The organism is Nannocystis punicea, assembly GCF_026965555.1.
Taxonomy (GTDB): Bacteria; Myxococcota_A; Polyangia; order Nannocystales; family Nannocystaceae; genus Nannocystis; species Nannocystis punicea.
The window spans coordinates 4271186-4296671 of the sequence record NZ_CP114040.1; the positions used below are offsets into that span (position 1 = coordinate 4271186).

The 25486-nt window shown below is 73.1% G+C and carries 17 protein-coding genes and 1 tRNA gene; 13 read left to right on the top strand and 5 right to left on the bottom strand.

The window, feature by feature from the left end:
- The first annotated feature begins 1 nt into the window (after window position 1).
- The 5 genes from O0S08_RS16435 (at window position 2) to O0S08_RS16455 (ending at window position 5664) form a co-directional block, all read left to right on the top strand.
- Window positions 2–922, top strand: coding sequence for a spermine/spermidine synthase domain-containing protein (locus tag O0S08_RS16435; protein WP_269040099.1), 921 nt, complete (start codon window positions 2–4; stop codon window positions 920–922).
- 25 nt (window positions 923–947) lie between these two features.
- The gene (locus O0S08_RS16440) at window positions 948–1970 is read left to right on the top strand and encodes a hypothetical protein (protein WP_269040100.1); all 1023 of its coding nucleotides are present in this window, start codon (window positions 948–950) and stop codon (window positions 1968–1970) included.
- A gap of 127 nt (window positions 1971–2097) precedes the next feature.
- Entirely contained in the window at window positions 2098–2952 is an 855-nt protein-coding gene (locus O0S08_RS16445; protein WP_269040101.1) for a hypothetical protein, read from the top strand.
- A 421-nt stretch (window positions 2953–3373) separates the two neighbouring features.
- A complete protein-coding gene (locus O0S08_RS16450; RefSeq protein ID WP_269040102.1) occupies window positions 3374–4003 on the top strand; it encodes a hypothetical protein in 630 nt (209 codons plus the stop codon).
- Between the two features lie 422 nt (window positions 4004–4425).
- Window positions 4426–5664, top strand: a complete 1239-nt coding sequence (locus tag O0S08_RS16455) for an aminotransferase class V-fold PLP-dependent enzyme (RefSeq protein WP_269040103.1) — start codon at window positions 4426–4428, stop codon at window positions 5662–5664.
- Between the two features lie 310 nt (window positions 5665–5974).
- On the opposite strand, the gene O0S08_RS16460 is transcribed toward O0S08_RS16455, so the two are convergent.
- The gene (locus tag O0S08_RS16460; RefSeq protein WP_269040104.1) at window positions 5975–6571 is read right to left on the bottom strand and encodes a hypothetical protein; all 597 of its coding nucleotides are present in this window, start codon (window positions 6569–6571) and stop codon (window positions 5975–5977) included.
- Window positions 6572–6666: 95 nt separating this feature from the next.
- Window positions 6667–7023, bottom strand: a complete 357-nt coding sequence (locus O0S08_RS16465) for a Spx/MgsR family RNA polymerase-binding regulatory protein (protein WP_269040105.1) — start codon at window positions 7021–7023, stop codon at window positions 6667–6669.
- A 208-nt stretch (window positions 7024–7231) separates the two neighbouring features.
- Here O0S08_RS16465 and O0S08_RS51155 point away from each other — a divergent pair, with 208 nt between their 5' ends.
- The 3 genes from O0S08_RS51155 to O0S08_RS16480 all read left to right on the top strand — a co-directional run bounded on the left by O0S08_RS51155 (window position 7232) and on the right by O0S08_RS16480 (window position 13124).
- Complete coding sequence (locus O0S08_RS51155; RefSeq protein WP_269040106.1) at window positions 7232–8692, top strand: OmpA family protein; 1461 nt, start codon at window positions 7232–7234, stop codon at window positions 8690–8692.
- Between the two features lie 79 nt (window positions 8693–8771).
- Window positions 8772–11663 carry an AMP-binding protein gene (locus tag O0S08_RS16475; RefSeq protein ID WP_269040107.1) on the top strand — a complete coding sequence of 964 codons (2892 nt, stop codon included), beginning with the start codon at window positions 8772–8774 and terminating at the stop codon, window positions 11661–11663.
- Between the two features lie 516 nt (window positions 11664–12179).
- Complete coding sequence (locus tag O0S08_RS16480; protein ID WP_269040108.1) at window positions 12180–13124, top strand: pirin family protein; 945 nt, start codon at window positions 12180–12182, stop codon at window positions 13122–13124.
- Window positions 13125–13216: 92 nt separating this feature from the next.
- On the opposite strand, the gene O0S08_RS16485 is transcribed toward O0S08_RS16480, so the two are convergent.
- A complete protein-coding gene (locus O0S08_RS16485; RefSeq protein WP_269040109.1) occupies window positions 13217–15166 on the bottom strand; it encodes an ATP-binding protein in 1950 nt (649 codons plus the stop codon).
- A gap of 104 nt (window positions 15167–15270) precedes the next feature.
- Window positions 15271–16224, bottom strand: coding sequence for a serine/threonine-protein kinase (locus tag O0S08_RS16490; RefSeq protein WP_269040110.1), 954 nt, complete (start codon window positions 16222–16224; stop codon window positions 15271–15273).
- 357 nt (window positions 16225–16581) lie between these two features.
- Between O0S08_RS16490 and O0S08_RS16495 the strand changes: the two genes are divergently transcribed.
- Window positions 16582–20511, top strand: a complete 3930-nt coding sequence (locus O0S08_RS16495; protein ID WP_269040111.1) for a serine/threonine-protein kinase — start codon at window positions 16582–16584, stop codon at window positions 20509–20511.
- A 535-nt stretch (window positions 20512–21046) separates the two neighbouring features.
- Here the strand turns inward: O0S08_RS16495 and O0S08_RS16500 are convergent.
- Window positions 21047–21120, bottom strand: a tRNA-Met gene (locus O0S08_RS16500).
- A gap of 273 nt (window positions 21121–21393) precedes the next feature.
- Here O0S08_RS16500 and O0S08_RS16505 point away from each other — a divergent pair.
- Genes O0S08_RS16505 through O0S08_RS16520 form a run of 4 tightly spaced genes read left to right on the top strand, consistent with a single transcriptional unit; the run spans window position 21394 to window position 25475 of the window.
- Window positions 21394–22575 (top strand): thiolase family protein, encoded by a 1182-nt coding sequence (locus O0S08_RS16505; protein ID WP_269040112.1) that lies wholly within the window; start codon window positions 21394–21396, stop codon window positions 22573–22575.
- Window positions 22576–22613: 38 nt separating this feature from the next.
- Window positions 22614–23510, top strand: a complete 897-nt coding sequence (locus O0S08_RS16510) for a 3-hydroxybutyryl-CoA dehydrogenase (RefSeq protein ID WP_269040113.1) — start codon at window positions 22614–22616, stop codon at window positions 23508–23510.
- A 4-nt stretch (window positions 23511–23514) separates the two neighbouring features.
- A complete protein-coding gene (locus O0S08_RS16515; protein ID WP_269040114.1) occupies window positions 23515–24309 on the top strand; it encodes an enoyl-CoA hydratase/isomerase family protein in 795 nt (264 codons plus the stop codon).
- A 20-nt stretch (window positions 24310–24329) separates the two neighbouring features.
- Window positions 24330–25475 (top strand): acyl-CoA dehydrogenase family protein, encoded by a 1146-nt coding sequence (locus O0S08_RS16520; protein WP_269040115.1) that lies wholly within the window; start codon window positions 24330–24332, stop codon window positions 25473–25475.
- The last annotated feature ends 11 nt before the right edge of the window (window positions 25476–25486 follow it).

Genomic DNA, 25486 nt, shown 5'->3' on the forward strand with positions numbered 1-25486 from the left:
AATGCACCTGGTGCTGCAAGAGCCCGAGATCGAGGGCGTGTCGATCCTCTACAGCGTCGAGCGCCTGGTCGCGCACGTGAAGACGCGCTACCAGGAGGCGATCGTCGCCGACACGAGCGCGTACGGGCGGATCCTGTTCCTCGACGGCCTGGTCCAGTCGGCCGAGGCCGACGAGGCGCTCTACCACGAGGCGCTGGTCCACCCGGCGCTGGTGCTGCACGGCGGGCCGCGCCGGGTGCTGGTCGGCGGGACGGGGGAGGGCGCGGCGCTGCGGGAGCTCCTCCGCCACCGCTCGGTCGAGAAGATCGTGTCGGTCGACCTCGACGCGGAGGTGGTGGCGCTGTGCAAGGAGCACCTGCCGTCGTGGCACGCCGGCAGCCTCGACGACCCGCGGGTCGAGCTGCGCACCGAGGACATCTTCGACACCCTGCGCCAGGCCGCGCCCGGCAGCTTCGACGCGATCGTCCTCGACGTCACCGACCCGACCGACGAGGGGCCGTCGGCGGCGCTGTTCTCGACCCGCTTCTTCGAGCTGGTCCTGCGCGCGCTCGCGGACGACGGGGTGTGCGTGCTGCAGGCCGGCGAGCTCGACCCGCTCGACCTCAAGCTGGCCCGCACCGTCCGCAGCACCCTGCAGGCGGTGTTCCCCCACGTCCGCTTCGCCCACGGCTTCGTGCCGTCGTTCCACTGCCTGTGGGGCTTCGCCCTGATGTCGCGCCGGCCGCTCGACCCGGACCCGCCCGACCTGGCCGCGCGGATCGCCGCGCTCGGCGAGCTGCAGTGGTACACGCCCGTCAGCCACCGCGCCGCGCTCGAGCTGCCGCCGATCCTGCGCCGCCGCATCGAGCAGCCGGGCGCGGTGATCACCGGCGAGGGCGAACTGCTGTCCTATACGACAGGCCCGAAGGGCCAGGGCGATTAGGCCAGGTCCGAAGGGACATGTCCGTATGGTCTGGAGCAGGACGAACCAGCTGATCGCGGCGGCGGCGGAGGGGCTCGGGGCCCGGGCCGAGCCGCTCGGGCGCGAGCACACCGACTACTTCATGCGGCTGTCGCTCGGCGAGCGGCGGGCGATCGTCAGCAAGACGCGCTCGCCGTTCCTGACGCAGGTGGCCCAGGGCCTGGCGAACAACAAGCACCTGAGCCGCGAGCTGCTGCGCGCGCGGGGGCTGCCGTGCGCCGAGGGGGTGCTGGTCGACGAGTCGGGCGACATCCACGGGCCGGCGGTGCGCGAGCTGCTGGCGCGCCACGGGCGGCTGGTGGTCAAGCCCAATTGGGGCAACCGCGGGGTCGGGGTGGCGACGGACGTGCGCGACCTGGCGACGCTGGCGCGCGCGCGCGACCGGGCCCGCGGGCTCGACCTCGACGAGGAGGTGCTGGTCGAGCCGTTCATCGCCGGGACCAACCTGCGGGTGGCGGTGATCGGCGGGCAGGCGGTCGCGGCGGCGGAGGTGGTGCGGCCGAAGCTGCAGGTCGGCCGCAGCGCCGAGGCGCAGGTGGCGGCGCTGAACGGCGACCCGCGGCGCGGGACGTGGTCGGCGCCGAGCCTCTGTCCCATGGACCAGATCGAGGCGGAGGAGGATCTCGCAGGGCACCTCGAGGTCTACGGGCTCGAGCTCGAGGCGCCGATCCCGGCCGGGCGCGAGGTCGAGATCACGGGCGAGGAGCTCGAGGTGATCGATCGAACCGACGAGGTCCACCCGGAGTGGCTGGCGGTCGCGGCGTCGGCGTGCGATCTGCTGGGGGTCGACGTCGGCGGGGTCGACCTTCGCGGGCCGATGGCCGCGTTCGCAGGTCCTCCCGCCTCGGCCGCGGGCGCGGCGCTGTTGCTCGAGGTCAACGTGGTGCCCGCGCTGCACCTGCACGCGCTGCCGACCCAGGGCCGGGCGCGCCCGGTGTTCGCGGCGTTCGTCGCCTATTGCCTGCAGCTGCCGGGCGCGCCGCCGCCCTGCGCCGTCGTGGGGGTCTAGATCGCCGCGTCGCGCCGGCGCGCGGCGACGGGGCGCATGCGCGTGACGATGCTGCCAGCGGCGCGGTGCGTCGCTTGTCGGTCCCGGCATCGTCGGCTATGCCGCGATGAGAGGAGTTTAAATTAGGATGACGAAATCTGAAATTGTTTGGGCGCGTGCAGCGAGCTGGGCGGTGCTGGCGATCGCGGTCGGCTGCGGTCAGACCGGCGGCACCACCGAGGCGAGCGAGACCGGCGAGAGCACCGCGGGCACTGCGGCGACCGCCGACACCAGCTCGAGCACCACGACCACGACCGGCTCCGGCGGGCCGACCGAGGGCGGGATCACCGGCGGCGAGACCGAGGGCACGTCGGACAGCGGCGGGCCGCAGACGGCCGGCGAGACGACGAGCACGACGACGACGGGCGAGACGACGACGACGGGCACCACCGACGCGACGACCACGGAGACGACGACGACGACGACCTCCGAGACTTCGACGACGAGCGAGACCACCACCGGCGGCAACATCTGCGAGGACTTCGAGCAGCCGGGGTGCATCGACAAGGGCTGTCCCGAGGGACAGATGTGCAACTTCGAGGTCGACTGCGTGCCGTCGGCCTGCATGTGCGACGAGGAGAGCCAGCAGGTGATCTGCACGCCCGACTGCGGCGGCGGCACCTGCGTCGACGCGGCCCTGTGCGACCCGGTGCTCTGCGACCTGTTCTGCGAGTTCGGGTTCCAGAAGGACGAGATGGGCTGTGAGATCTGCGCCTGCAACCCGCCGCCGGAGTGCGGCTGCCAGGTCGACGCCGACTGCGTCAAGGCCAGCCCGGGCTGCTGCTCGTGCAACATGGGCGGCGCCGAGGTGGCGGTCGCCGCCGCGTGCCTCGACCAGCTCGAGCCGTGCCCGCTGCCGCCCGACCAGGTGTTTTGCCCGGCAGTGTACCTGTGCACCGATGCGCAGGCGGTGTGCGTGCAGGGGCAGTGCGTGCTGCAGTAGCCGCGCGCAGGCGTGCGGCGCACGTGGTGACGCCGCGCCGCTCGCCGGTCGCATATCGGTCCGAACGTCCATCCTCGCGCCTTGCGGGCCTGTCCCGCACGGAAGGGCGACAGCGACCCGATAGGCCGCACGCTCGCGAGCGGCCGGGTGACGCGTGCGCGAGTCGGCGGGGCGGGGCCGAGGCTGCGACCGAGGACATGTCGTAAAGAGAATGTCCTTTTGGACAGGTACTTGTGGGCATGTCCTTGAGGCCGTGCGGCTCGGGTCGGCGGGCAGCGGGCGGACCGCCGGGGCGGCAGGCTGCGGACGGGCAGCGGGCCGAGCGGGGGCGCCGGGGCCCCCGGAGGCCGGCGGACGGCGGGCGGCTCGCGGGCTTGCGCGCGCGGGGGGCCGGGCCACGCTGCGTCGAAGGAGTCCGATCATGCGATCTCTGCCATTGTCGGTGGTCCTGTGCGCGGCGGCCCTGGCGTGCGACATCCTGCCCCCCGGCGTGGCCGTGCGGGCGGCGCAGGCGGTGCCGGTGGCGGCGGAGACGAACGCGGCGGACACCGCCACGACCGGCGATTTGTGCGAGGGCTTCACGCAGCCGGGCTGCGTGCAGACGGGCTGTCCGGAAGGACAGGTGTGCCAGCAGGGCCTGCAGTGCGTGCCGTCGCTGTGCAACTGCGATCCGCAGACGGGCCAGACGATCTGCAGCCTCGACTGCGGCGGCGGGGTCTGCGTCGACGCGGCCTCGCAGTGCGAGCCGGTGCTGTGCAAGCTGCTGTGCCCGTTCGGGTTCGCCACCGACGACCGCGGGTGCGAGGTCTGCCAGTGCAAGCAGGAGCCGCGCTGCGGCTGCGTCGACGACGAGGACTGCACCAAGGTGGTCGGCGGCTGCTGCCCGTGCAGCCTCGGCGGGCGGGAGCTGGCGATCGCCCACGACTGCGTCGACCAGCTGGTCCAGTGCCCGGTGCCTCCCGACCAGGTGCCGTGCGTGGCGATCGACGAGTGCACGACCAAGGTCGCGCGCTGCGTCGCGGGGGAGTGCGTGCTGCAGAACTCCCTGTGAGGGCGAGTACTGGGGGCGGTGAGCCCGGTGTCGTGGGCCGCGAGTGCACGACCAGGGGTGGGCGCTGCGTGCTGCAGAACCCCGTGCGGGGCCGTGGGGCGGCGGACCCGGCGTCGTGGGCCGCGAGTGCACGACCAGGGTCGCGCGCTGCGGGCTGCAGAACCCCGTGCAGGGCCGTGGGGCGGCGGACCCGGCGTCGTGGGCCGGGTCGGAGGCTCGTCGTCGCGGCTGGCCGGGGCATGCCGGAGGTGTCTAAAAGGTCATGTCCGAATGGACATGCCTGAAGATGCACGATCGAGGCCGCGCCTCGCGGGCGCGCGGGGACGCGCGGGTGCGCGGATGCGGACGCACGCCTCGGCGCGGATCGACCCCCCGCGGCGGCGCGCGGCGGTCTACTCTGATGGCGTGGCGGAGGGCGTGCGGTGACGGAGGCGAGCGGGCGGCGGCCAGCCGGCGAGTCGCTGCTGGGCGCGCTGCGCGAGCGTCCCGAAGACCAGGACCTTTGGGACAGGTTGCGCGTGCGCCAATTCCCGGGGGCGCGCATCAACCTCGACCCGGGGTCGATCGCCACGCCGGCGCAGGCGGTGCGCGCGGCGATGCAGGGGTTCTGGGACGACGAGCTGTTCGCCTATCCCGAAGGACAGGTGCAGCGCGGGCGGGCCGAGCGTCGGCGGGTCCGCGCGCTGGCGGCTGCGCTCTGGGGCGGGCAGCCGCCGGCGCTGACGGCGGGCACCAGCGAGGCGCTGCGGACGATCGGGCAGGCGCTGCGCGAGCGGCTCGGCGGCAGCGAGGGGCCGCTGGTGCTGATGAGCGAGCATGAGCACCCGTCCGCGACGGCGGCGTTCGAGCCGGGCTTCCGCGCGGCGATCCTGCCCGACGCGGCGCTGCGCGATCCGGCGGTCGCGGGGGCGGTCGCGGCGGCGCAGCGGCCTGCCATCCTGCTGCTGTCGCAGGTGACCTATACGATCGGACAGGCGATCGCTGCGCGGGAGATCGCGGCGGCGGTGCGGGACGCGGCGCCGGAGGTGTTCGTGATCGTCGACGCGGCGCAGGCGGTGGGGCTGGTGCCGCCGGCGCTGACGGGGGCCGACTTCGTGGTCGCGAGCGGGCACAAGTGGTTGTTCGGGCCGCCGGGCGTCGGCTTCGCCTGGACGTCGTCGCGGGCTCGCGCCGAGCTGCCGCTGCTCGCCGGCGAGGGCGAGGAGGGCGGGTGCGCGGGGCTCGAGCGCCGCGGTGCGCATGACTTCTCGGTGTACGCGGGGCTGGCTGCGGCGCTCGATCTGCACGCGGCGCTCGGGCACGTGGCGCTGAAGCGGAGCCGCACGCTCGCGGCCTGGTCGGCGCGCGAGCTGCACGAGCGGCTGCTCGCGGCCGGAGCGGCGCATCGCTTCTTCGACCCGAGCACGGGCGAGGAGCGCGAGGGGCCGCCGACGGCCGAGCAGTTGTTGGCGACGGTGAGCGTGGCGCTGCCAGGGGTCGACCTCGAGGCGGTGTGCACGGGGCTGCACCGGGCGGGGATCCACGTGCGCTGCGTGTTCGAGCGGCGCGCGGGCAAGCGAACACCGCTGCTGCGGCTGGGCGCCCCCTGCTACGAGAGCACTGCGCGGGTGCGGCGGGCGATCGAGGCGCTGGTGGCCGCGGTGGCTGCGAGTCGCTCGTGAGGGGCTGCGCGGCCCGAGGACGAGGGGCGATGACGATTGCGTCGGTGCGTGAGCGGGTACGTGGCGGCTCGGCCGAGGACGAAGGTGCCGCGGGGCTCGCCGGCTCAGTCGAACACGACGGGAGCCGATGGAAAGAGCGGGCGCGTCCTTGCTCGGCCGGACATGAGGTCGCGGCGGCGCTTTGTCGCTGATGCGCCGGAGGTCGTCGTCGGGAGAGAAGCGCGGGCGCGTCGTTGCTCCGTCGAACATGAGGGGGCGAAGAAGTCGCGGCGGCGCGTGTCGGGCGAGGAGCCGGAGGTCGCGTGGCGGCTCAGCCGAACATGAAGGTGAGGCCGAGGACGAAGATGCCGCGGCGGCGCTTGTCGGCGAGGATCCGGAGGTCGTAGTCGGCGCCGAGAGCGAGCGCCACGCCGTTGGCCTTGCTGCGGTCCTTGCCGAGGCGGAAGGCGTAGCCGAGGCCGACCTGGCCGCCGTAGCCGGGGGTGCGCGCGGTGAACTCGCGGGCGACCGGGACGTGGCTGATGGCGCCGGCGCCGGCGCGGAGATAGAAGCCGCGGACGACGTTCACCTGGATCATCGCGTCGAGGCCGACGCCGACCTTCTGATCCTTGTCGAAGTAGATCGTCACGTGGCCCATGGTGCCGAGAGTGACCGCGGGGGACAGGCGGGCGCCGAGGATGAAGTGGGTGCGCGCGGCCGGCATGGCGTCGTTGCGCAGCGGCACGAGCGCGGGGCGCCAGCCGAACTCGGCGAACGGGCCGCGCTTGAAGTCGGTCGCGACCTCGCCCTCGCTCGCGCGCGCGGGCCGGGGGGTGATCACGGCGAGGGCGGCGAGGAGGGCGAGGAGGGCCAGCTTGACGGAGGCCGGCAGGCGGACGGGGCGGGGATAAGCGAGGGCGGTCGTCATGGCGTACCTGTGGACCGGCGGGCCGCGAGGCGATTCCTCGCGGTGCCGGCCGGCGTCGCCCCAACGACCCGCTCGCGCGGGCACTTACAGGCCGTTCAGGCGAGCGCGCGCGCGTAGGCGTCCGCAGAGAAGCCGACCAGGGCGAGGCCGTCGCGGGTGAAGATCGGGCGCTTGACGAGCAGACCGTCGGCGGCGAGCGCCGCGATCATGGCGTCGTCGTCCATGGTCTTGAGCCGCTCCGCGAAGCCGCCGGCGCGGTAGGCCTGACCGGAGACGTTGAACAGCTTGCGCGCGGGCAGACCGGAGTTCTGCTGGATCGCGCGCAGCTCGGCGGTGGTCGGCGCGCGGGCGGTGAGGTCGACGACGTCGTAGGCGACGTGGTGCGTGTCGAGCCAGCGCCGCGCGTTGCGGCAGGTGTCGCAGCGAGGATGGGCGAAGAGGACGGCCTTCATGGCGCGCGGGACCGTACCACAGGGGCGCTGGCGCGCGCGGGTCCGCCGGGGGGTCGCCCGCGCCTGTCCGGAGAAACAGGCGCGGCGGGCCGCCCCGGCTCTTCAGGGTCGCACGGGGGGCTGGCGCTGCCTAGGCAACGCCGGCCAACGCATGTACAAGTGTTTTGCCGCGCTGTGCCGGCGCGGCGCTTCCCCACGAGTCCGCGCCATGTCCAAGCTCTCGCTCCCCGTCGCCGCTGCTGTGGTCCTCTCGTCGCTGTCGCTGCCGGCGGCGGCGCAGGAACCGGAGGGGGCGAAGGCCGAGGGGTCGATCTCGCTGTCGCCGGCCGGCGCCGACGCCAAGGGCGACACCAAGGCCGGCAAGAAGAAGCGCGAGAAGAAGGCGAAGGATCAGAGCGGGGTGCCGTGGATCAAGCGCTACCGGCCGACGGCGATGTCGGGCGAGTTCGGGATCTTCGCCGGCCTGATGTTCCCGGCCCGCGACCACGAGCTGTACCTGCCGCCGCTGCCCGGAGAACCGCCCAACTGGCAGACGTACAAGCCGGTCGCGCCCGACATCGGCCTGCGCGCGGGCTTCTATCCGCTGTCGTTCCTCGGCCTCGAGCTCGAGGGCGCGATCATGCCGACGAAGACGGAGAACGACAACAAGGGCGCGGTGCTCGGCGGCTTCCGCGGCTACGCGCTGGCGCAGCTGCCGTACCGGATCTCGCCGTTCGTGCTGTTCGGCGCCGGGCTGCTCGGGACGTCGGGGCTCGGCGGCGACGTCGACCCGGCGATCCACTTCGGCGGCGGCGTGAAGTTCTACATCAACAACTACCTGGCGCTGCGCCTCGACGTCCGCGACAACGCGAGCGCGCAGTTCGGCGTCGACGGCGGCCGCACGCACCACCTCGAGGTGCTCCTCGGCCTGTCGTTCGTGCTACGCAAGAAGCAGCCGGTGAAGGACGATCCGGACAGCGACGGCGACGGGTTCAAGGACTCGGTCGACAAGTGCCCGACGATCCCGGGCGTGGCGCCCGACGGCTGCCCGGTGGCGGTCGAGGGCGACGCCGACGGCGACGGCTTCCTCGACTCGGTCGACGCCTGCCCGCAGGAGCCGGGCATCGCGCCCGACGGCTGCCCGGAGAAGGACCGCGACGGCGACGGCTTCGTCGACAGCAAGGACAAGTGCCCCGACGAGAAGGGCATCGCGCCCGACGGCTGCCCGCTGCCCGACAAGGACAAGGACGGGATCCCCGACCGCGACGACAAGTGCCCGGCGATCCCGGAGACCCGCAACAACTACCAGGACGACGACGGCTGCGCCGACGAGGTCCCGCGCGCGGTCACCAAGTTCACCGGCGTCATCAAGGGCATCTACTTCGACAGCGACAAGGACACGATCAAGAAGTCGTCGCGGTCGACGCTCGACAACGCGGTCAAGGTGCTGAAGGACTTCCCGTCGGTGAAGGTCGAGATCAGCGGCCACACCGACAGCTCGGGCGACCGCGACCACAACATCGACCTGTCGAAGCGGCGCGCCGACGCGGTCAAGAAGTACCTGACCGACAAGGGGATCGACTCCGCGCGGATCACGAGCCGCGGCGCCGGCCCCGACGAGCCGATCGCCGACAACAACACCAAGGACGGCAAGGCCAAGAACCGCCGCATCGAGTTCAAGCTGCAGTGAGCCGCGGCCGCACGTGCGTGCGCTTGGGCCCGCCGCCGCGGTGACGGCGGGCGGCCGCGGATCGGGTATCGTCCCCCGCATGTCAGGCACGCCCTCCGCCCCGAGCCCGATCGAGGAGGCCACGGTCCTCGCCGTCGTCGGCGAGCTCATCTCCGCCGTCGGCGACGGACGCGGCCTCGGCCACCTCAACCTCGACGCCTCGCTCGAGCGCGAGCTCGGCCTCGGCAGCCTCGAGCGGGTCGAGCTGCTCGGCCGCCTCGAGGCCCGCCTCGGCGTGGTCTTCCCCGAGGAGGCGCTCAGCGTCGCCGACACCCCGCGCCAGCTGGTCGCGCTGGCCCGCCAGGCCCGCGGGGAGGGCGCTTCGGACATGTCCCCGAGCGCAGGTCCGAAGGCGCATGTCTCCGAGGACCTGTCCTTGCCGACAGAGCCGCCGTCGCCGGCGCCCGCGGCCGCGCAGACGCTGATCGAGGCGCTCGAGTACCACGCGGCGCGCACGCCGGGGCGGGTCCACGTCCTGCTGCTGCGCGAGGACGGGCGCGAGGAGGCGATCACCTACGCGGCGCTGCGGCGCGACGCCGGGCGGGTGGCGGCGGCGCTGCGGCGGCGCGGGCTGAAGCCGGGGGCGAAGGTGGCGATCATGCTGCCGACGTCGCGCGGGTACTTCGCGGCGTTCATGGGCGCGCAGCTGGCCGGCGGGGTGCCGGTGCCGCTGTACCCGCCGTTCCGTCTCGACCGGATCGCCGAGTACATCCAGCGCGAGGCGAAGATCCTGGCCAACGCCGAGGCCGAGACGCTGATCACGTTCGCGCGCGCGGCCAGGGTCGCCGAGCTGGTGCGCGACCAGGTGCCGGCGCTCGGCCAGGTGGTCGACGTCGACGAGGCGCTGGCCGACGCCAGCCTCGACTCCGCGGTCGCGGCCGACCTGCGCGGCGAGGACACTGCGCTGCTGCAGTACACGTCGGGCAGCACCGGCGACCCCAAGGGCGTCGAGCTGACGCACGCCAACGTGCTCGCCAACATCCGCGCGGCGGCCGAGGGCTGCGCGTTGCGGGCCGGCGACGTGATGGTCAGCTGGCTGCCGCTCTACCACGACATGGGGCTGGTCGGCGGGTGGCTGATGAACCTGTACTTCGGGACACCCACCGTGATCCTGTCGCCGGTGACGTTCCTGGCCCGGCCGGAGCGGTGGCTGCAGGCGTTCTCGCAGTACCACGGCACGATCTCTTGCGCGCCGAACTTCGCGTTCGACCTGTGCGTCAAGCGGGTCTCGCTCGAGGCGATCGCGCCGCTGAAGCTGGGCCAGATCCGGGCGATGCTGAACGGCTCCGAGCCGATCCTGCCGGCCACGCTCGATCGCTTCGCGGCCCACCTGGCGCCGGCCGGCTTCCGCCCCGAGGCGCTGTTCTGCGCCTACGGCCTGGCCGAGAACATGGTCGCGGTGACGTTCCCGCCGCCGGACCGGGCGCCGCTGGTCGACAGGGTCGAGCGCGCGACCTTCGAGGCGACCGGCGAGGCGCGGCCGGCCGCCGCGGGCGCGCCCGAGAGCGAGGTGCTGCACTTCGTCGGCTGCGGCTCGGCGGTGCCGAACCACGAGGTGCGGATCGCCGACGAGGCCGGAGCGCCGCTGCCCGACCGCCGCCAGGGCCGGATCCTGTTCCGCGGGCCGTCGGCCTTCAAGGGCTACTACCGCAACCCGGAGGCGACTGCGAAGGTCAAGCTGGCCGACGGTTGGGTCGACTCCGGCGACCTCGGCTACCTGGTGGACGGCGAGCTGTTCATCTCCGGCCGCGTGAAGGACCTGATCATCAAGGGCGGCCGCAACTACTACCCGCACGAGCTCGAGGCCGCGGCGGGGGCGGTGCCGGGGGTGCGCCAGGGCTGCGTGGCGGCGTTCGCAGTGCGCGACGAGGCGAGCGGGACCGAGTCGATCGTGGTGGTCGCGGAGACGAAGGAGGAGCGGCCCGCGGCCCGCATCGCGCTGCAGCAGAAGATCGGCGAGGCGATCGCCGGCACCGTGGGCGTGCCGCCCGACCGCGTGGTGCTGACTGCGGCGGGGGCGGTGCCGAAGACGTCGAGCGGGAAGATCCGCCGCGGCGACACGCGCCGGCTGTACCTCGCGGGCGAGCTCGGCCGCGGCCACGGGTCGTTCGCCCGCCAGGCCGCGGGGCTCTACTTGCGCGGGCTGCCGCGCCGCGCCCGCGCGCTGGCCGGTCGCGCCGGCGAGGTCGCCTACGGCGGCTTCGCCCTCGGCACCTTCGGCGGGATGCTCGCGGCCTCGACCGCGGCCGGGCGCCTGATCCCTTCGGGCGCGCCGCTGCGCAAGTTCTCGCGCAACGTGGCGCGCGCGACGATGACGACCATCGGCCTGCGCCCGCAAGTGACTGGCCTCGAGAACATGCCCGAAGGGCCATGTGTCCTGGCGCCCAACCACTGCAGCTACCTCGACCCGTTCGTGCTGCTGGCGGCGCTGCCGGACACGATCCGCTTCGTGGTCAAGGGCGAGTGCCGCGACAACCGGGCGTTCGGGCCGCTGATCCGCCGGGCCGGTCACGTGCTGATCGAGCGGCTGCAGGCGGAGCGCGCGCTGGCCGGGCTCGAGGCGGTGGCCGAGGTGCTGCGGGCGGGCGCGCCGGTGGTCGTGTTCCCCGAGGGCACGTTCAGCCGCGAGGCCGGGCTGCGGCCGTTCAAGCTCGGCGCGTTCCGCCTGGCCTGCGAGACAGGGGTGCCGGTGGTGCCGATCGCGCTGCGCGGCACCCGGGACGCCCTGCACGACGGGACATGGCTCCCGCGACATGTCCCGATCGAGGTGCAGGTCCTGCCGGCCATCGCGCCGGAGGGCAAGACCCTCGTCGACATCGTCCGCCTGCGCGACCGCACCGCCGACGCCATCGCGGCCCACATCGACGAGCCGCGGCTGCACGCGGTGGTGGTCGCGGGGATCCAGGGCCTCGATCCCAGCGAGCGCGGCTGAGCGCCGACGAGGTCGCTCCGGGGACCGCGAGGCGTCCTGGAGTCCGAGTCGCGCGCGCCCGGTTCGCACCAGGCTCGAGCTCGGCTTCCTGGAGCGCCGCGCGCGACGGGTCGCGGAGATCGATCGGCCCTCGGTCGTCGCGACCCCGGCCCGCGAGCAGAGCTCGGCCGATCGAGCGGACAGTTCGACCGTGCCAGTCGCGTGAGCCTGGTTAGCGAAGGCCGTTGCGCTCCCCTGTCGGAGCCTTCGAGCGCGCCGGACTCGGCCCTCGCCGCGAGGACGTGAAACGCGAGGAGGACGGTCCGTGGTCGCGGCGGATCGGCGATGGCTCGCGTCTTGCTGTCGCCTCGATCGCGGCGACGGACCTGTCGCCCGGGCCGCGGGGCTGGTCGGTGGATCCATGGGACGACGCGTCCGGCGGACTCGCCGCCGCGGACACATGACCGTTCGGCCACGTGACATGAGGCGCATCGCCAGGTTGTTGAAACGCTGTGCGCGCGGGCTTAGCGTGAGGGCGTGTCTGCCACGACGCGCCGCGCGCTCTTGAAGGCCGCTCCCGCTCTGCTGTTCACCGGCTGTACGCCGCCGGCGATCACCACGCCGCTGGTGAAGAAGAGCGCGACGGTGCGAGAGCTGACGGCGGTGCACGGCTTCCAGCCGTCGCGCGACGGGGCCGGTGTCACGATCCGGCGCGCGCTCGGGCACCGCGGACTTGCGGCGCTGGACCCGTTCCTGTTGCTCGACGAGATCCGCAGCGATCGGCCCGACGAGTATCAGGCCGGCTTCCCCGAGCACCCGCACCGCGGCTTCGAGACGGTCTCGTACGTGCTCGCGGGGTCGTTCGAGCACCGCGACAGCGTCGGCAACCACGGGCGGATCGGGGCCGGGGCGGCGCAGTGGATGACGGCCGGCCGCGGGATCGTGCACGAGGAGATGCCGCGCCCGCAGGACAGCGGGCAGCTGTGGGCCTTCCAGCTGTGGGTCAACTTGCCGGCGGCGGAGAAGATGACGAAGCCCCGCTACCAGGAGCTCGGGTCGGAGACGATCCCGACGCTGATCGTCGACGACGCGCAGGTGCGCCTGGTCGCCGGCAACTTGGCCGGCAAGCGCGGGCCCGTCGACGGGGTCACGGTGAAGCCGCTGCTGATGGACGTGACCCTCGCCGCCGGCGCGGCGATGCGGCAGCCGATCGCCTGCGACCTCACGTCGTCGTTCGCCTACGTGCTCGAGGGCGCGGCGCGGATCGGCAGCGACGGCCGCGAATTGCTCAAGGGACAGGTCGGCGTGCTCGGCCACGGCGACACTCTGGCGGTCTCCAGCGACGCGGGCGCGCGCCTGCTGGTGCTCGCCGGCCGGCCGCTGGGCGAGCCGGTGGCCCGCCGCGGCCCGTTCGTGATGAACACCGACGACGAGCTGCGGCAGGCGTTCGCCGACTACCGCACCGGCCGCCTCACCGGCTGAGCGGGCGCGCCTGCCCGGAAGGGCATGTACGAAGGGACAGGCCCTTCAGGACATGCTCCTGGCGGCATGCCCCGGAGGCCATGTCCTTCGGGTCACTCGGCGGCTTCGACGCTGTGGAGGGCGATCGGCAGCGTCACGGTGAAGGTCGAGCCCTGGCCGGGGACGCTGCGGGCCTCGATGCGGCCGTGCATCATCTCGGCGTAGTGGCGGCTGATCGACAGGCCGAGGCCGGTGCCGCCGTACTTGCGGGTGGTCGACTCGTCGGCCTGGCGGAACGGCTGGAACAGCTCCTCGAGGCGGGCGGGGTCGATGCCGATGCCGGTGTCCTGGACGGCGACGACGAGCTGCTCGCCGTGGACCCCGGCCTCGCGCGAGACCCGGAGGCCGACGACGCCGCGGTGGGTGAACTTGCAGGCGTTGCTGAGCAGGTTGATGAGGATCTGCTTGACCTTGGTGCGGTCGAGGGCGACGGCGCCGAGGCCGGGGCGGGCGGCGATCTCCAGCTGGTTGTCGTTCTTGCGCGCCAGCGGCTCGATGGTGGCGACGACCTCCTGGACCAGCTCGTCGACCGCGAAGTCCTCGACGAACAGCTCCATCTTGCCGGCCTCGATCTTGGAGACGTCGAGGATGTCGTTGATGAGGTCGAGGAGGTGGCGGGCGGCGCCCCGGATCTTGCCGAGGTCGCCGAGGTCGAGCCGGTCGCTGTCGCCGCTCTCGTCCTCGAGCAGCTCGCTGTAGCCGATGATGGCGTTGAGCGGGGTCCGCAGCTCGTGGCTCATGTTGGCCAAAAAGGCGCTCTTGGCCCGGCTGGCGTCGATCGCCGAGTCGCGCGCCGAGACCAGCTGGCTGTTGAGCAGGTGCAGCTGCTGGTTGAGCCGCTCGAGCTCGGCGGTGCGCTCGCGGACCCGCTGCTCGAGCTCGTCGTGGGCCTGGCGCAGCGCCAGCTGGGCCCGCTTCTGCTCGGTGATGTCGGTCAGCACGGCCAGCAGATGGTCGCGGTTCTGCAAGCGGAAGCGGGCGCCCCGCAGCTCGACGACGTAGGTCCGCCCGTCGCGCGCGGTGGCTGTCCCTTCGGACAGGAAATGGCCGTGCTCGTGGACGGCGGCGCGCATGCGGGGGAACAGGTCGGCGCCGCCCGAGGCCGCCAGAAGGTCGGCGAAGCGCCGCCCGGCGAGGTCGTCGCGCGAGCAGCGGAACAGGCGCGAGGCGGCCGGGTTGGCCTGCACGACCAATCCGGCCTCGTCGAGGATCAGCAGGGCGTTGGTGCCGGCCTCGAAGATCCCGCGGTACTGCTCCTCGCGGCTGCGCAGCTCGTCCTCCTGCTGCTTGCGCGAGAAGAAGCCGGGGATCTCGTAGCGCGTGACGTGGTCGGCCAGGTGCGGCTGGCCGTGGAGGTAGTCGTGGATGTAGCCCTCGATCCGCGAGGGGTGGCCCATGATGAAGCGACAGTGCTCGTCGCCCTTGGCCCGGCAGAGGATCTCCGTCGCCACCAGCGGGACCCCGAAGCTGGCTTCGCACCAACCCGAGGAGTAACCCGCGTTCATCACGCACACCGGAAAGTCGGTGCGCTTGCCGGCGTCGATCCACGAGTCCGACTCGAAGGAGTAGGGGTGGTCGTAGAGGAGATAGAAGCTCTCGTTCGGGGCCGGACGACTGTCGGGCGAGATGTCCACGAAAGCCCAGCCCGAGTGCGAGAAGTGGATCGGCCCCGCGGACAGCCGGGCGATCGGATCTTGCAAATGCATGCGCTCGGCAAAGTCGTTGGCGTCGGCCAACCCCATGGCGTGAGCGATGTCGAACAAGAGGCTACGGGCGACCCCCAGGGCCTCGTCCTGGCCCTTGTCGCGGTACAGGCGCTGGACCATCTCGAAGAACTCGACCGACATGGCCCGCGCCCGCACCAGCATGTAGCGCTGGCCGAAGACCTCGATCGTGGCCTTGTCGGGGACGTCGCGCCGCTCGGCGAAGATCCGCCCCACGTACTCCTGCGCCTGCTCGAACAGCGGCTCGAAGCGAGGCGGGACGCGAACGGTCTTCAGCACGCTGCGCGATCATACGCATCGGCGATCGACGTCGGCAAGCGAGGCTCCCAGGCCGCACCGGGTCCGCGATCGGGGGCAACCGACCGCGAGCGGCGTTCACTCGATCACTCGGTGTGCAGCGCGGCCTGCATCGCTCGCGCGCTCGGATAACGGCGCGCAGGATCCTTCGCGCAGGCGCGGCTGAAGATCCAGTCGAGCCTGTCCGCAAGTTCAGGCGGCGTGCCGGCCGGCATGCGCGAGCTCGGCGGCGGCGGCGTCCGGTCGCGCTGGGCCAGCAGGAGCTCGTGTAGCGGCGCGCTCGTCAGCTCCTCGAACGGCAGCACGCCGGTGGCCAGCTCGTAGAGGCTGACGCCGACGGCGTAGATGTCGGTGCGCGGATCGATGACGCCGCCGTGCACGGTCTGCTCGGGGGCGATGTAGTTGGGGTCGCCACAGAGCGGCTCGGTCGGGCCGGGCCGGGGGCCGTCGAGGTCGTAGGCGATGCCGAGGTCGAGCAGCTTGGTCGTAAGGAACCGCGTGTTCGGGTCGCGGGTCACGAACATGTTGGCCGGCTTCACATCGCAGTGAACCACCCGGCAGTCGTGCAGGTACTGCAGCCCCATGAGCACCTGCGTCAGGCCGCGCACCAGCGCCGGCCACGGCAGCGCCTGCCGGCGCGCGCGAGTGGCGTCGAGCAGCTGCAGCATGTCGGTGCCCGGCAGGTACTCCATCGCCATCCACTCGGTCTGGCCGCGCGCGTCGACCCCCATGTCGTACACGCGCACGAGGCACGGGTGCAGGAGGCGCGCGCCGAGGATCGCCTCGCGGCGGAAGCGTCGCTGCTCGCGCGGCGGGATGTCGGCGTGCATGACCTTCAGCGCCACGTTGCGCTCGAGCAGCCTGTCGTACGCCTGGTAGATCTTGCCCATCCCGCCGGCGCCGACGAGGCGCAGCACGGTGTAGCGCTCGAGGTGCTCGAGCGGGCTGTCGATCTCGATCGGCAGCTCGATGACCTCGCCGCCCGGCAAGTCGTCGCCGAGGTCGGAGAGGGTCGGACGCTGCGCGGTTGCGAGTTCCACGGTCGCGGAGCGTAGACCGGCCGCGGAGGCCGACCAAAAAAAACGACGAAAGCGCGCCGCCGCGGGCCGTGCCGGCGCCGTGGATCTGCCCGAACGGCGATGCTCGGGTCGGTCGCCGCGGTTTCGGGCGGAACCGCCCGGGCCGCTGCGCAGGAGGCAGGCGAGCGCCGTTTCGCCGCGCATGAGCCCGCTGTCACGGGCCGGACAGGGCGGCGAACGCGGCTCCGCAGGCGGACAGCGGCCAAACTGCGGCGCGTGCCCCCCAGTGCGCTTGACACCTCGCGCCCTCAGTCGTGATCCTGGGCCCGCTTGGTCGGGGGCAGCAGCACGAGGTTCTTGTCGGAGGCCCAGAGTCGCGTGGGCCGGTGGCTGCGAAACAAGTGGCACCTCGACAGCCTGATCGCCATCGGCGGGATGGCGTCGGTGTACGCGGCCACGCATCGCAACGGCAACCGCGCCGCGCTCAAGGTGCTGCACACGCTCTTCCTCCGCAACGAGCAGGCGCGCCGCCGCTTCCTGCGCGAGGGCTACGCGGCCAACAGCGTCGGCCATCGCAACGCGGTCCACGTCCTCGACGACGACATCACCGAAGAGGGCGACGTGTACCTGGTGATGGAGCTGCTCGAGGGCGAGTCGCTCGAGGGGCGCCTGGAGCGATTGGGCCAGCTCCCTCCGGTGGCCGTGCTCGAGATGACGGACGCGCTGCTCGAGGTGCTCGCGGCCGCCCACTCGAAGGGCATCCTCCACCGCGACATCAAGCCGGCCAACATCTTCCTGTGCCGCGACGGCAGCGTGAAGCTGCTGGACTTCGGGCTCGCCCGCGTGCGCGAGCTGTCGGCCGAGGCGCTCGACCAGAGCGACGGCATCGTGTTCGGCACGGTCTCGTACATCGCGCCCGAGCAGGCCCGCGCCGACAACGACAACCTCGACGCGCGCAGCGACCTGTGGTCGATCGCCGCGACCATGTTCCGGGCGATGTCGGGCGAGACGGTCTTCCCGGCCATCGGCCCGGTGATCGAGCGCCTGCTCGCGGTGGCTCGCACGCCGGCGCGCTCGCTGGCGACGCTGCGGCCCGACCTGCCGCGCCCGCTGATCGAGCTGGTCGATCGAGCGCTGGCGTTCGAGCCGATGGCCCGCTGGCCGAGCGCCAACGTGATGCGCGTGGTGGTCCAGGATGTCCTGAACCAGCTGTGCGAGGAGGACGACTGGGAGGAGCCGCAGCGGTCGCCGCTGCGCCCGGCGGCGGCGCCCACGAGCATCAGCAGCGTCGGGCCGCGGCCGAAGACCGATCCGATGGCGGGCTCGATCCGCCCGCGCAGCCTGCCCGCCGCGCCCCCGGCCCAGAAGCCGCCGCCGCGGGTCAGCGGGCCGTTCGCCAACCTGTCCGATGGGCCAGTCGCCGAGGACTTCGAGATCAACGTCGACGAGACGCTGCGGACGAAGGCGCTCGCGGCCGGCAGCGGCGCCGGAGCGAGCGTCAGCGAGACGCCCAAGGCGCGCTCGCGCACGCTGCTGACCCGCGAGGGGCGGGCCGAGCTGCGCAAGATCCTCGAGGAGCGGCGCGCGTCGCTGGGGATCCCCGCGCGCACCGACGGGCGGCCGGACTCGAAGCCGGTCAAGGCCGCCGGGCCGGACTCGAAATCGGTGGAGATCGCTGTCGAGGCCGACGAGGCTCCCGCGAGCGCGCCGGCGCCCGAGGTCGATGACGAGGCGGCCGAGGCGGAGCGCGACGCGACCGCGGCCGAGACGATCGCCGCGGCGGCGGCCGAGGACGAGCCGCTGGCCGAGAGCGGCACGTACGCCAGCGAGGGCGCGTACGGCGAGGGCGAGTACGGCGAGGGCGAGGCGGCCGAGAGCGCCGGCGAGGGCGAGCAGGGCTACGCGGACGCGGAGGACGTCGCCGAGGTCGACGCCGACGAGGTCGACGAGCTCGAGGACGGCGAGCCCGACCCCAACGAGGACACGGTCCAGATGATGATGCCGGCCGAGCTGCCGGTGCCCGAGAGCGTGCGGGCAGCCCAGGGGACAGGTTTTCCGGGACAGGTTCCCGGGGACATGTCGCGTGGGGCAGGTGCTCCGGGACCTGTCCCTTCGGGCATGCGCGCGGGGGCAGGCGTGTCGGGGCCGACGCCGGCGGCGGGCAAGCCGCTGCCGCAGACCGTGGTCGGCCCGGCGCCGACGCGGCCGGCCGTGCTCGGCGCGCCGGCGACGGGGCTGGGGAGCCGGCCGACGCCGGGGCTGGGGCAGCCGGCGGCGGCGCCTCCGCCTGGGGTGTCGGGGAGCAGGCCGACGCCGGGGCTGGGGCAGCCGGCGGCGGCGCCTCCGCCTGGAGTGTCGGGGAGCAGGCCGACGCCGGGGCTGGGGCAGCCGGCGGCGACGCCTCTGTCCGGAGGGACAGGTGTTTCGGGGCCGGTTCCTGCGAGCAGGCCGGCGACGCCGGCGCACGGGCAGCCGGTGGTGTCTCCAGGGACAGGTGCTTCGGGACCTGTTCCTGCGGGCAGGCCTGCCGTGTCCCCGGGGACAGGTGCTTCGGGACCTGTCCCTGCGGGCAGGCCGATGACGCCGGCGCACGGGCAGCCTGCCGTGTCGCCCGGGGCTGGTGCGTCGGGGCCGATCCCCGCGCGGACGTTCGCGCCTCCGGGCGGGACGCTGCCGACGAGACCGGCGACCTCGGAGACGAACGTGGGCAAGCCCGGCGAGGCGCCGCGCTGGACCGCGCCGGCGCCGGGACGGCCGCCCGCAGGGGTCGGTGCGACCGTTTCGGCCGCGGCAGGTCGGGCGGGCTCGGGGCCGTCGCCGGCGGCGTCGAGCGAGCCGAACGCTGCGAGCGGGACCACCACGCCGGCCGCTCCTGCGGCGAAGATGGTGGGCGTCGCCAGCGGGCCGGTGAAGGCCGCCGGTTCGGGCGCGGTGAACCCGAGCGGGCCGGTGAAGGCGAGCAGCACGGTCGAGTCGGCCAAGCCGACCGCCGGCGCAGGCCCCGGCGGGGCGGTGAAGTTCGGGGCGCCGAGCGAGCCGGTGAAGCCGAGCGGCGTCGGTGCGAGCGCCACGAGCGGGCCGGCCAAGCCAGTTGCGCCGGGGCTGAGCGGGCCGGTGAAGGCGGCCCCGGGCGCGACGCAGCCGGCTCGACCGGCGAGCGGACCGACGAAGGCTGCGGGCAGCACCGCGGGCCAGGCGCAGGCGCCGAGTCGACCGGCAAGCGGACCCGTGAAGGCCGCGAGCGGGTCGGCCGCGCCAGGCGTGAGCGGGCCGGCGAAGGCCGCGAGCGCCGCTCCGGCAACGAGCGTGTCCACCGGGGCGACTAAACCCGCGAGCGCCACGCCTGGAGCGCCCGGGGCCGCGACCGGAGGGCAGAGGTCGGGCATGAGCGGGCCGACGAAGGCGGCGAGCGCCGCTCCGGGCGCGAGCGGGCCGGCGACGGGCATGAGCGGGCCGACGAAGGCGGCGAGCGCCGCTCTGGGCGCGAGCGGGCCGGCGACGGCCACGAAGAGCGGGCTCCCGGCGAGCGGCGCGGTGAAGCTCCCCTCGGCCGCACCCGGCGACGCGAGCGCGGCGAAGAGCGCCGGGCTTCCCACCGCGAGCGGGTCGGCGAAGCCGGGGACGCAGGCCGCGGTCGAGGTCGGATCGGCGAAGACCGCGAACACGACTTCCGGGTCGCCGGCCGCAGCTGGCACAGCGGACAGGTCCGCGGGGACATCCTCGCCGGCGAGCGCCGCGCCGGGTGTGAAGCCGGCGACCAGCGGCGTCGCGCCTGCAGCCGCGGGTAACAGCGCGGCCGCTCCGGCGCCGGCCGGCAAGCCGCAGGGCGGCGGAACGGACCCGGCGAAGTCGACTGAATCCGGCGCCAAGCCGGGGCCAGGGAACCTCGGGCGGGCCGCGCAGCCTGGCACTTCGGGCATGTCCTCCGGGACCGGTGCGAAGACCACGAGCGCGACCTCGGGCACTCCGGGTCTGTCCTCCGGGACAGGAATGAAGCCGTCGACGAGCGCAACCCCTGGCGCTTCGGGCATGTCCTCCGGGACAGGCGGGCAGGCCACGCCCGGCGCCAAGTCCGTCGCCGAGCCGGCCGCGGCGGCACCGGAGCCCCCGGTGCCGGCCAAGCCCTTCGAGCCGCTCGGAGGGGCCGGCTCGCGGTCGTCGCAGGGCAAGTCGGGCCTGTTCGACATCCCCGGGCCGAGCGGACTGGGCAACCTGCTGCCGCGCGCGCCGCTCGGACCGAAGAGCGCCGAACCCGACGACGCCCCCAAGCCGGGCGCGAAGCCCAACCCGCGCGACAAAAAGGCGTGAGCCCCCGCCGCTGGTGAGCGCGGGGGGCGGGACGTCGCAGCTCGTCCGCGCGGAGCTCGGCTCGTGCGCCTGGGCGTGGCCCTCGGGAGACGACCTCGAGCACGACGAGCCGGGCCGAATCGCAGTCCGTCAGCCTGCACCCGGGTCTGCGAGGGCCGGCAAAGTCGGCGGTGAGAGTCGCTCGCGCGAATGACCCCCCACGCCGTGCCAGGCACGGCGACGCCCGCGAGCACGACGCTTCATTCGCAGCCGGTCGACCTGCACTCGGGTCTGCGAGGGGGCGGCAAAGTCGGCGGTGAGAGTCGCTCGCGCGAAGGACCCCTGCGCCGTGCCAGGCACGGTGACGCCCTCGAGCACAGCGAGCCTGATCCTTGCGCGCCGCGTGTTGCGCGCCGCGTGTCGCGCTCGAGCGTGTCGCGCTCTGTCCGAAAGAGCAGACCCTCTCGCCCCGCGCCGGCTGCGAACGACATGTCCCTCGGGACATGTCATTCAGCTCTTTAAAAGAAACAAGCCCGCCTGGTGGGGCGGGCTTGGGTGCCGAAGGGCGGAATCGAACCGCCGACCTAGGGGTTATGAATCCCTCGCTCTAACCATCTGAGCTACCCCGGCATCGAGGGCGCACGTGGGTACCCGATCTGAGCCGCCATCGTCAACCGCAAAGCTCGAGCTCCGGCGCCCACGCGGTGATTTTCTCGAACGGACGCGGATGCGCCAGCGCAGTGAGTCAGCGCAAAGGCCGCGCCGCAGGCGCTCCCGGCTCCAGGGCTTCAGATCTTGCATCCCCGCGTGCTAAGCCGACCTTGCGAACCATCCGGCGCCGCGACGACGAACCCGCCGCCGCGCGCACCGCCGGTTCAAAGGCTGCGCAAAAGGAGTTTCGTGATGGCCCGGGAAGTCGTGATCGCCAGCGCTGCTCGCACCCCCATCGGCGCGTTTCAGGGGGCGCTCGCGCCGCTCGCCGCCCACCAGCTCGGCAGCGTCGCCGTCCGCGCCGCGCTCCAGCGGGCTGGCGTCGACGGCAAGGACGTCGAGGACGTGATCCTCGGCTGCGTGCTGCCGGCCGGGCAGGGCCAGGCGCCCGCCCGCCAGGCCAGCCGCGGCGCCGGCGTGCCCGACCACGTCGGTTGCATCACCATCAACAAGGTCTGCGGCTCCGGCCTCAAGGCGGTCATGCTCGCCGCCCAGGCGATCCGCGCCGGCGACGCCGAGATCGTGGTCGCCGGCGGCATCGAGAGCATGTCCAACGTGCCGTACCTGCTGCCGCAGGCGCGCGCCGGCTACCGCCTGGGCAACGGCACGCTCGTCGACGGCATGATCCACGACGGCCTGTGGGACCCGTACAAGAACTTCCACATGGGCATGGCCGGCGAGCTGTGCGCCCGCGAGTGCGCGATCCCGCGGGAGCGCCAGGACGGCTACGCCGCCGAGAGCTTCCGCCGCGCCCAGGCAGCCGTGAAGGCCGGCCTGTTCCGCGAGGAGATCGCGCCGGTCGAGGTGCCCGGCAAGAAGGGCTCGGTCACCGTCAGCGAGGACGAGCAGCCGTTCAAGGGCGACATCGAGAAGCTGCCCGGCCTGCGCCCCGCGTTCGACAAGAACGGCACGATCACGGCCGGCAACGCCTCGACGATCAACGACGGCGCGGCCGCCCTGGTCGTCATGTCGCGCGCCGAGGCCGACAAGCGCGGCATCACCCCGCTCGCCACCATCGTCGGCGACGCCGGCTTCGCCCAGGCGCCCGAGTGGTTCACGACCGCCCCGACCGGGGCGATCGAGCGGCTGCTCGCCCGCACCGGCAAGACGGTCGCCGACGTCGACCTGTGGGAGATCAACGAGGCGTTCGCGGTGGTCGCGCTCGCCAACGGCGACAAGCTGGGGATCCCGCACGACCGCCTCAACGTCCGCGGCGGGGCGATCGCCCTCGGCCACCCCATCGGCTGCTCGGGCGCCCGCGTGCTCGTCACCCTGGTCCACGCGCTCAAGCAGGAGGGCAAGCGCCGCGGCGTCGCGTCGCTGTGCCTCGGCGGCGGCGAGGCCGTGGCCCTGATGGTCGAGCGGCCCGCCTGAACTTTCGGACATGAAAGAAAGCACACCGGAGATCGGACATGACCCAAGGGACTAGCGCAGACGAGATCCTCGCGAGCGTCCGCACCATCGGGGTGCTGGGCGCGGGACAGATGGGCGCCGGGATCGCCCAGGTGGCGGCCCAGGCCGGCTACCGGGTGCTCCTGGCCGACGTCGACCAGGCCCGCGCCGACGCCGGCAAGGCCGGGATCGCCAAACAGCTCGGGCGCCTGGTCGAGAAGGGCAAGCTGGCCGAGGCCGAGCGGGCCGCGATCGTCGAGCGGATCACCGCGGTGGTCGGCGCGGCGGGCCTGGCGCCGTCGGACTTCGCGGTCGAGGCGGCGACCGAGAACATCGAGCTCAAGAAGAAGCTGTTCCGCGAGCTCGACGCGGCCCTCGGCGACGGCGCGGTGTTGGCGACCAACACCAGCTCGATCAGCATCACCCTGCTGGCGGCGCAGACGAAGCGGCCCGACCGCGTGGTCGGCATGCACTTCATGAACCCGGTCCCGCTGATGAAGCTGGTCGAGATCATCCGCGGCCTGCAGACCGCCGACGCCATCTACGGCGCGACGGTGGCGCTGGCGCAGAAGCTCGGCAAGACGACGATCACCAGCAAGGACTGCCCGGGCTTCCTCGTCAACCGCGTGCTGATCCCGCTGATCAATGAGGCCTGCTTCGCCCTGCAGGAGGGCCTCGGCACGCCGGAGGACATCGACACCGGGGCCAAGCTCGGCCTCAACCACCCGATGGGCCCGCTCGAGCTGGCCGACCTCATCGGCCTCGACACCTGTCTGGCGATCGCCGACGTGCTCCACCGCGAGCTCGGCGACGACAAGTACCGCGCGGCCAATATCCTGCGCATGCACGTGGCGGCCGGCTGGCACGGGCGCAAGACCGGGCGCGGCTTCTACGACTACTCGAGCAAGGGGAAGTAGGCCGATGCTCGGCACCGACTCCCTGCTCGTCAGCGACGACGCCCGCGTCCGCGTCGTCACCATCAGCCGGCCCAAGGCGCTCAACGCCCTCAACCCCGAGGTCATCGCCGGCCTCGCGCACCTGCTCGACGACACCGCCGCGGCGGCCCGCTCGGGCGAGGTGCGCGCGCTGGTGCTGACCGGCGCCGGCGAGAAGTCGTTCGTCGCCGGGGCCGACATCGCGGCGATGGCCGACATGTCCGTCGGGACAGCCCGCGAGTTCGCCCGCGCCGGCCACGGCGTCGGCGAGGCGCTGGCGGGCCTGCCGATCCCGACGATCGCGGCGGTCAACGGCTTCGCGCTCGGCGGCGGCTGCGAGCTGGCGCTGGCCTGCGACTTCATCTACGCGGCCGAGAACGCCAAGTTCGGCCAGCCCGAGGTCAAGCTCGGCGTGATCCCCGGCTTCGGCGGGACCCAGCGGCTGGCGCGGCGCGTCGGCCTGGCCCGCGCGATCGAGCTGTGCCTCACCGGCGACACCATCGACGCCGCCGAGGCGGCGCGGATCGGCCTCGCCAACCGCGTGCTGCCGGCCGCCGAGCTGCTGCCGGCGGCGATCGCCACGGCCAAGAAGATCGCCGAGATGGGCCCCGTCGCGGTCGCCGAGGCCAAGCGGGTGCTGCACGCCGGCGCCGGCCTGCCGCTGGCCCAGGCCAACGCGCTCGAGATCGAGGCGTTCGCCGGCCTGTTCGCCACCGCCGATCAGAAGGAGGGCATGGCGGCCTTCCTCGGCAAGCGCAAGCCCGACTTCAAGGGCGAGTGAGAGAAGGAAGCGGAGACGCGATGGACCTGTCGTTGACCGAAGACCAAGAATCGCTGCAGAAGATGGTCCGCGAGTTCGCGGCGCGCGAGGTGAAGCCGCTGGCGGCCGAGCTCGACCGCGAGGCCCGGTTCCCGAAAGAGTTGGTCAAGCGGATGGCCGAGCTCGGGCTGCTCGGCATCGAGGTCCCCGACGCCTACGGCGGCTCCGAGCTCGACCCGATCTCGTACGTGATCGCGATGGAGGAGGTCTCGGCCGCGTGCGCCTCGACCGGCGTGATCATGAGCGTCAACAACTCGCTCGTGTGCGACCCGCTGCTGAAGTTCGCGACCGACGCGCAGAAGCACAAGTGGCTGACGCCGCTGGCCCGCGGCGAGAAGCTCGGCTGCTTCATGCTGTCGGAGCCCAACGCCGGCAGCGACGCCGCGGCGCAGAAGACCACCGCGGTGCGCGACGGCGACGGCTGGGTGATCAACGGCGTCAAGAACTGGATCACCAACGGCCCGCAGGCCGACACCGGGATCCTGTTCACCATGACCGACCCGGAGCGCGGCAACTCGGGCATCACCGCGTTCGTGGTCGACATGCACGGCGAGGGCGTGTCGCGCGGGCCGAAGGACGACAAGCTCGGGATCCGGGCCAGCCACTCGTGCCAGGTCTTCTTCACCGACCACCGCGTGTCGGACGACCAGATCCTGGGCCAGGTCGGCGGCGGCTTCAAAGTGGCGATGGCCACCCTCGACTGCGGGCGGATCGGCATCGCCGCCCAGGCTCTCGGGATCGCCCGCGCCGCGTTCGAGGCCGCGGCCGAGTACGCGCTCGACCGCAAGACCTTCGGCCGCCGGATCATCGACCACCAGGCGGTCGCCTTCATGCTCGCGGACATGCAGGTCGGCATCGACGCCGCCCGCCTGCTGACCTATCGGGCGGCGAGCCTCAAGAAGCGGGGGCAGCGGCACTCGGTCGAGAGCTCGATGGCCAAGCTGTTCGCCTCCGAGACGGCCAACAAGGTCGCCAAGGACGCGATTCAGGTGTTCGGCGGCAACGGCTACGTGACCGAGTACCCGGTCGAGCGCCACTTCCGCGACGCCAAGATCACCGAGATTTACGAGGGGACGAGCGAGATCCAGCGCGTCGTCATCTCCGCCGGCCTGATGCGCCGCAAGTGACCGCCGGGCGG

What these genes read in the sequence shown, in the direction of transcription:
- O0S08_RS16465 (WP_269040105.1), bottom strand. Translation starts at nt 7,023, where the DNA reads ATGAAGGCCGTCCTCTTCGCCCATCCTCGCTGCGACACCTGCCGCAAC.
- O0S08_RS16450 (WP_269040102.1), top strand. Translation starts at nt 3,374, where the DNA reads ATGCGATCTCTGCCATTGTCGGTGGTCCTGTGCGCGGCGGCCCTGGCG.
- O0S08_RS16475 (WP_269040107.1), top strand. Translation starts at nt 8,772, where the DNA reads ATGTCAGGCACGCCCTCCGCCCCGAGCCCGATCGAGGAGGCCACGGTC.
- O0S08_RS16445 (WP_269040101.1), top strand. Translation starts at nt 2,098, where the DNA reads ATGACGAAATCTGAAATTGTTTGGGCGCGTGCAGCGAGCTGGGCGGTG.
- O0S08_RS16435 (WP_269040099.1), top strand. Translation starts at nt 2, where the DNA reads ATGCACCTGGTGCTGCAAGAGCCCGAGATCGAGGGCGTGTCGATCCTC.
- O0S08_RS16505 (WP_269040112.1), top strand. Translation starts at nt 21,394, where the DNA reads ATGGCCCGGGAAGTCGTGATCGCCAGCGCTGCTCGCACCCCCATCGGC.
- O0S08_RS16440 (WP_269040100.1), top strand. Translation starts at nt 948, where the DNA reads ATGGTCTGGAGCAGGACGAACCAGCTGATCGCGGCGGCGGCGGAGGGG.
- O0S08_RS16460 (WP_269040104.1), bottom strand. Translation starts at nt 6,571, where the DNA reads ATGACGACCGCCCTCGCTTATCCCCGCCCCGTCCGCCTGCCGGCCTCC.
- O0S08_RS16515 (WP_269040114.1), top strand. Translation starts at nt 23,515, where the DNA reads ATGCTCGGCACCGACTCCCTGCTCGTCAGCGACGACGCCCGCGTCCGC.
- O0S08_RS16510 (WP_269040113.1), top strand. Translation starts at nt 22,614, where the DNA reads ATGACCCAAGGGACTAGCGCAGACGAGATCCTCGCGAGCGTCCGCACC.
- O0S08_RS16520 (WP_269040115.1), top strand. Translation starts at nt 24,330, where the DNA reads ATGGACCTGTCGTTGACCGAAGACCAAGAATCGCTGCAGAAGATGGTC.
- O0S08_RS51155 (WP_269040106.1), top strand. Translation starts at nt 7,232, where the DNA reads ATGTCCAAGCTCTCGCTCCCCGTCGCCGCTGCTGTGGTCCTCTCGTCG.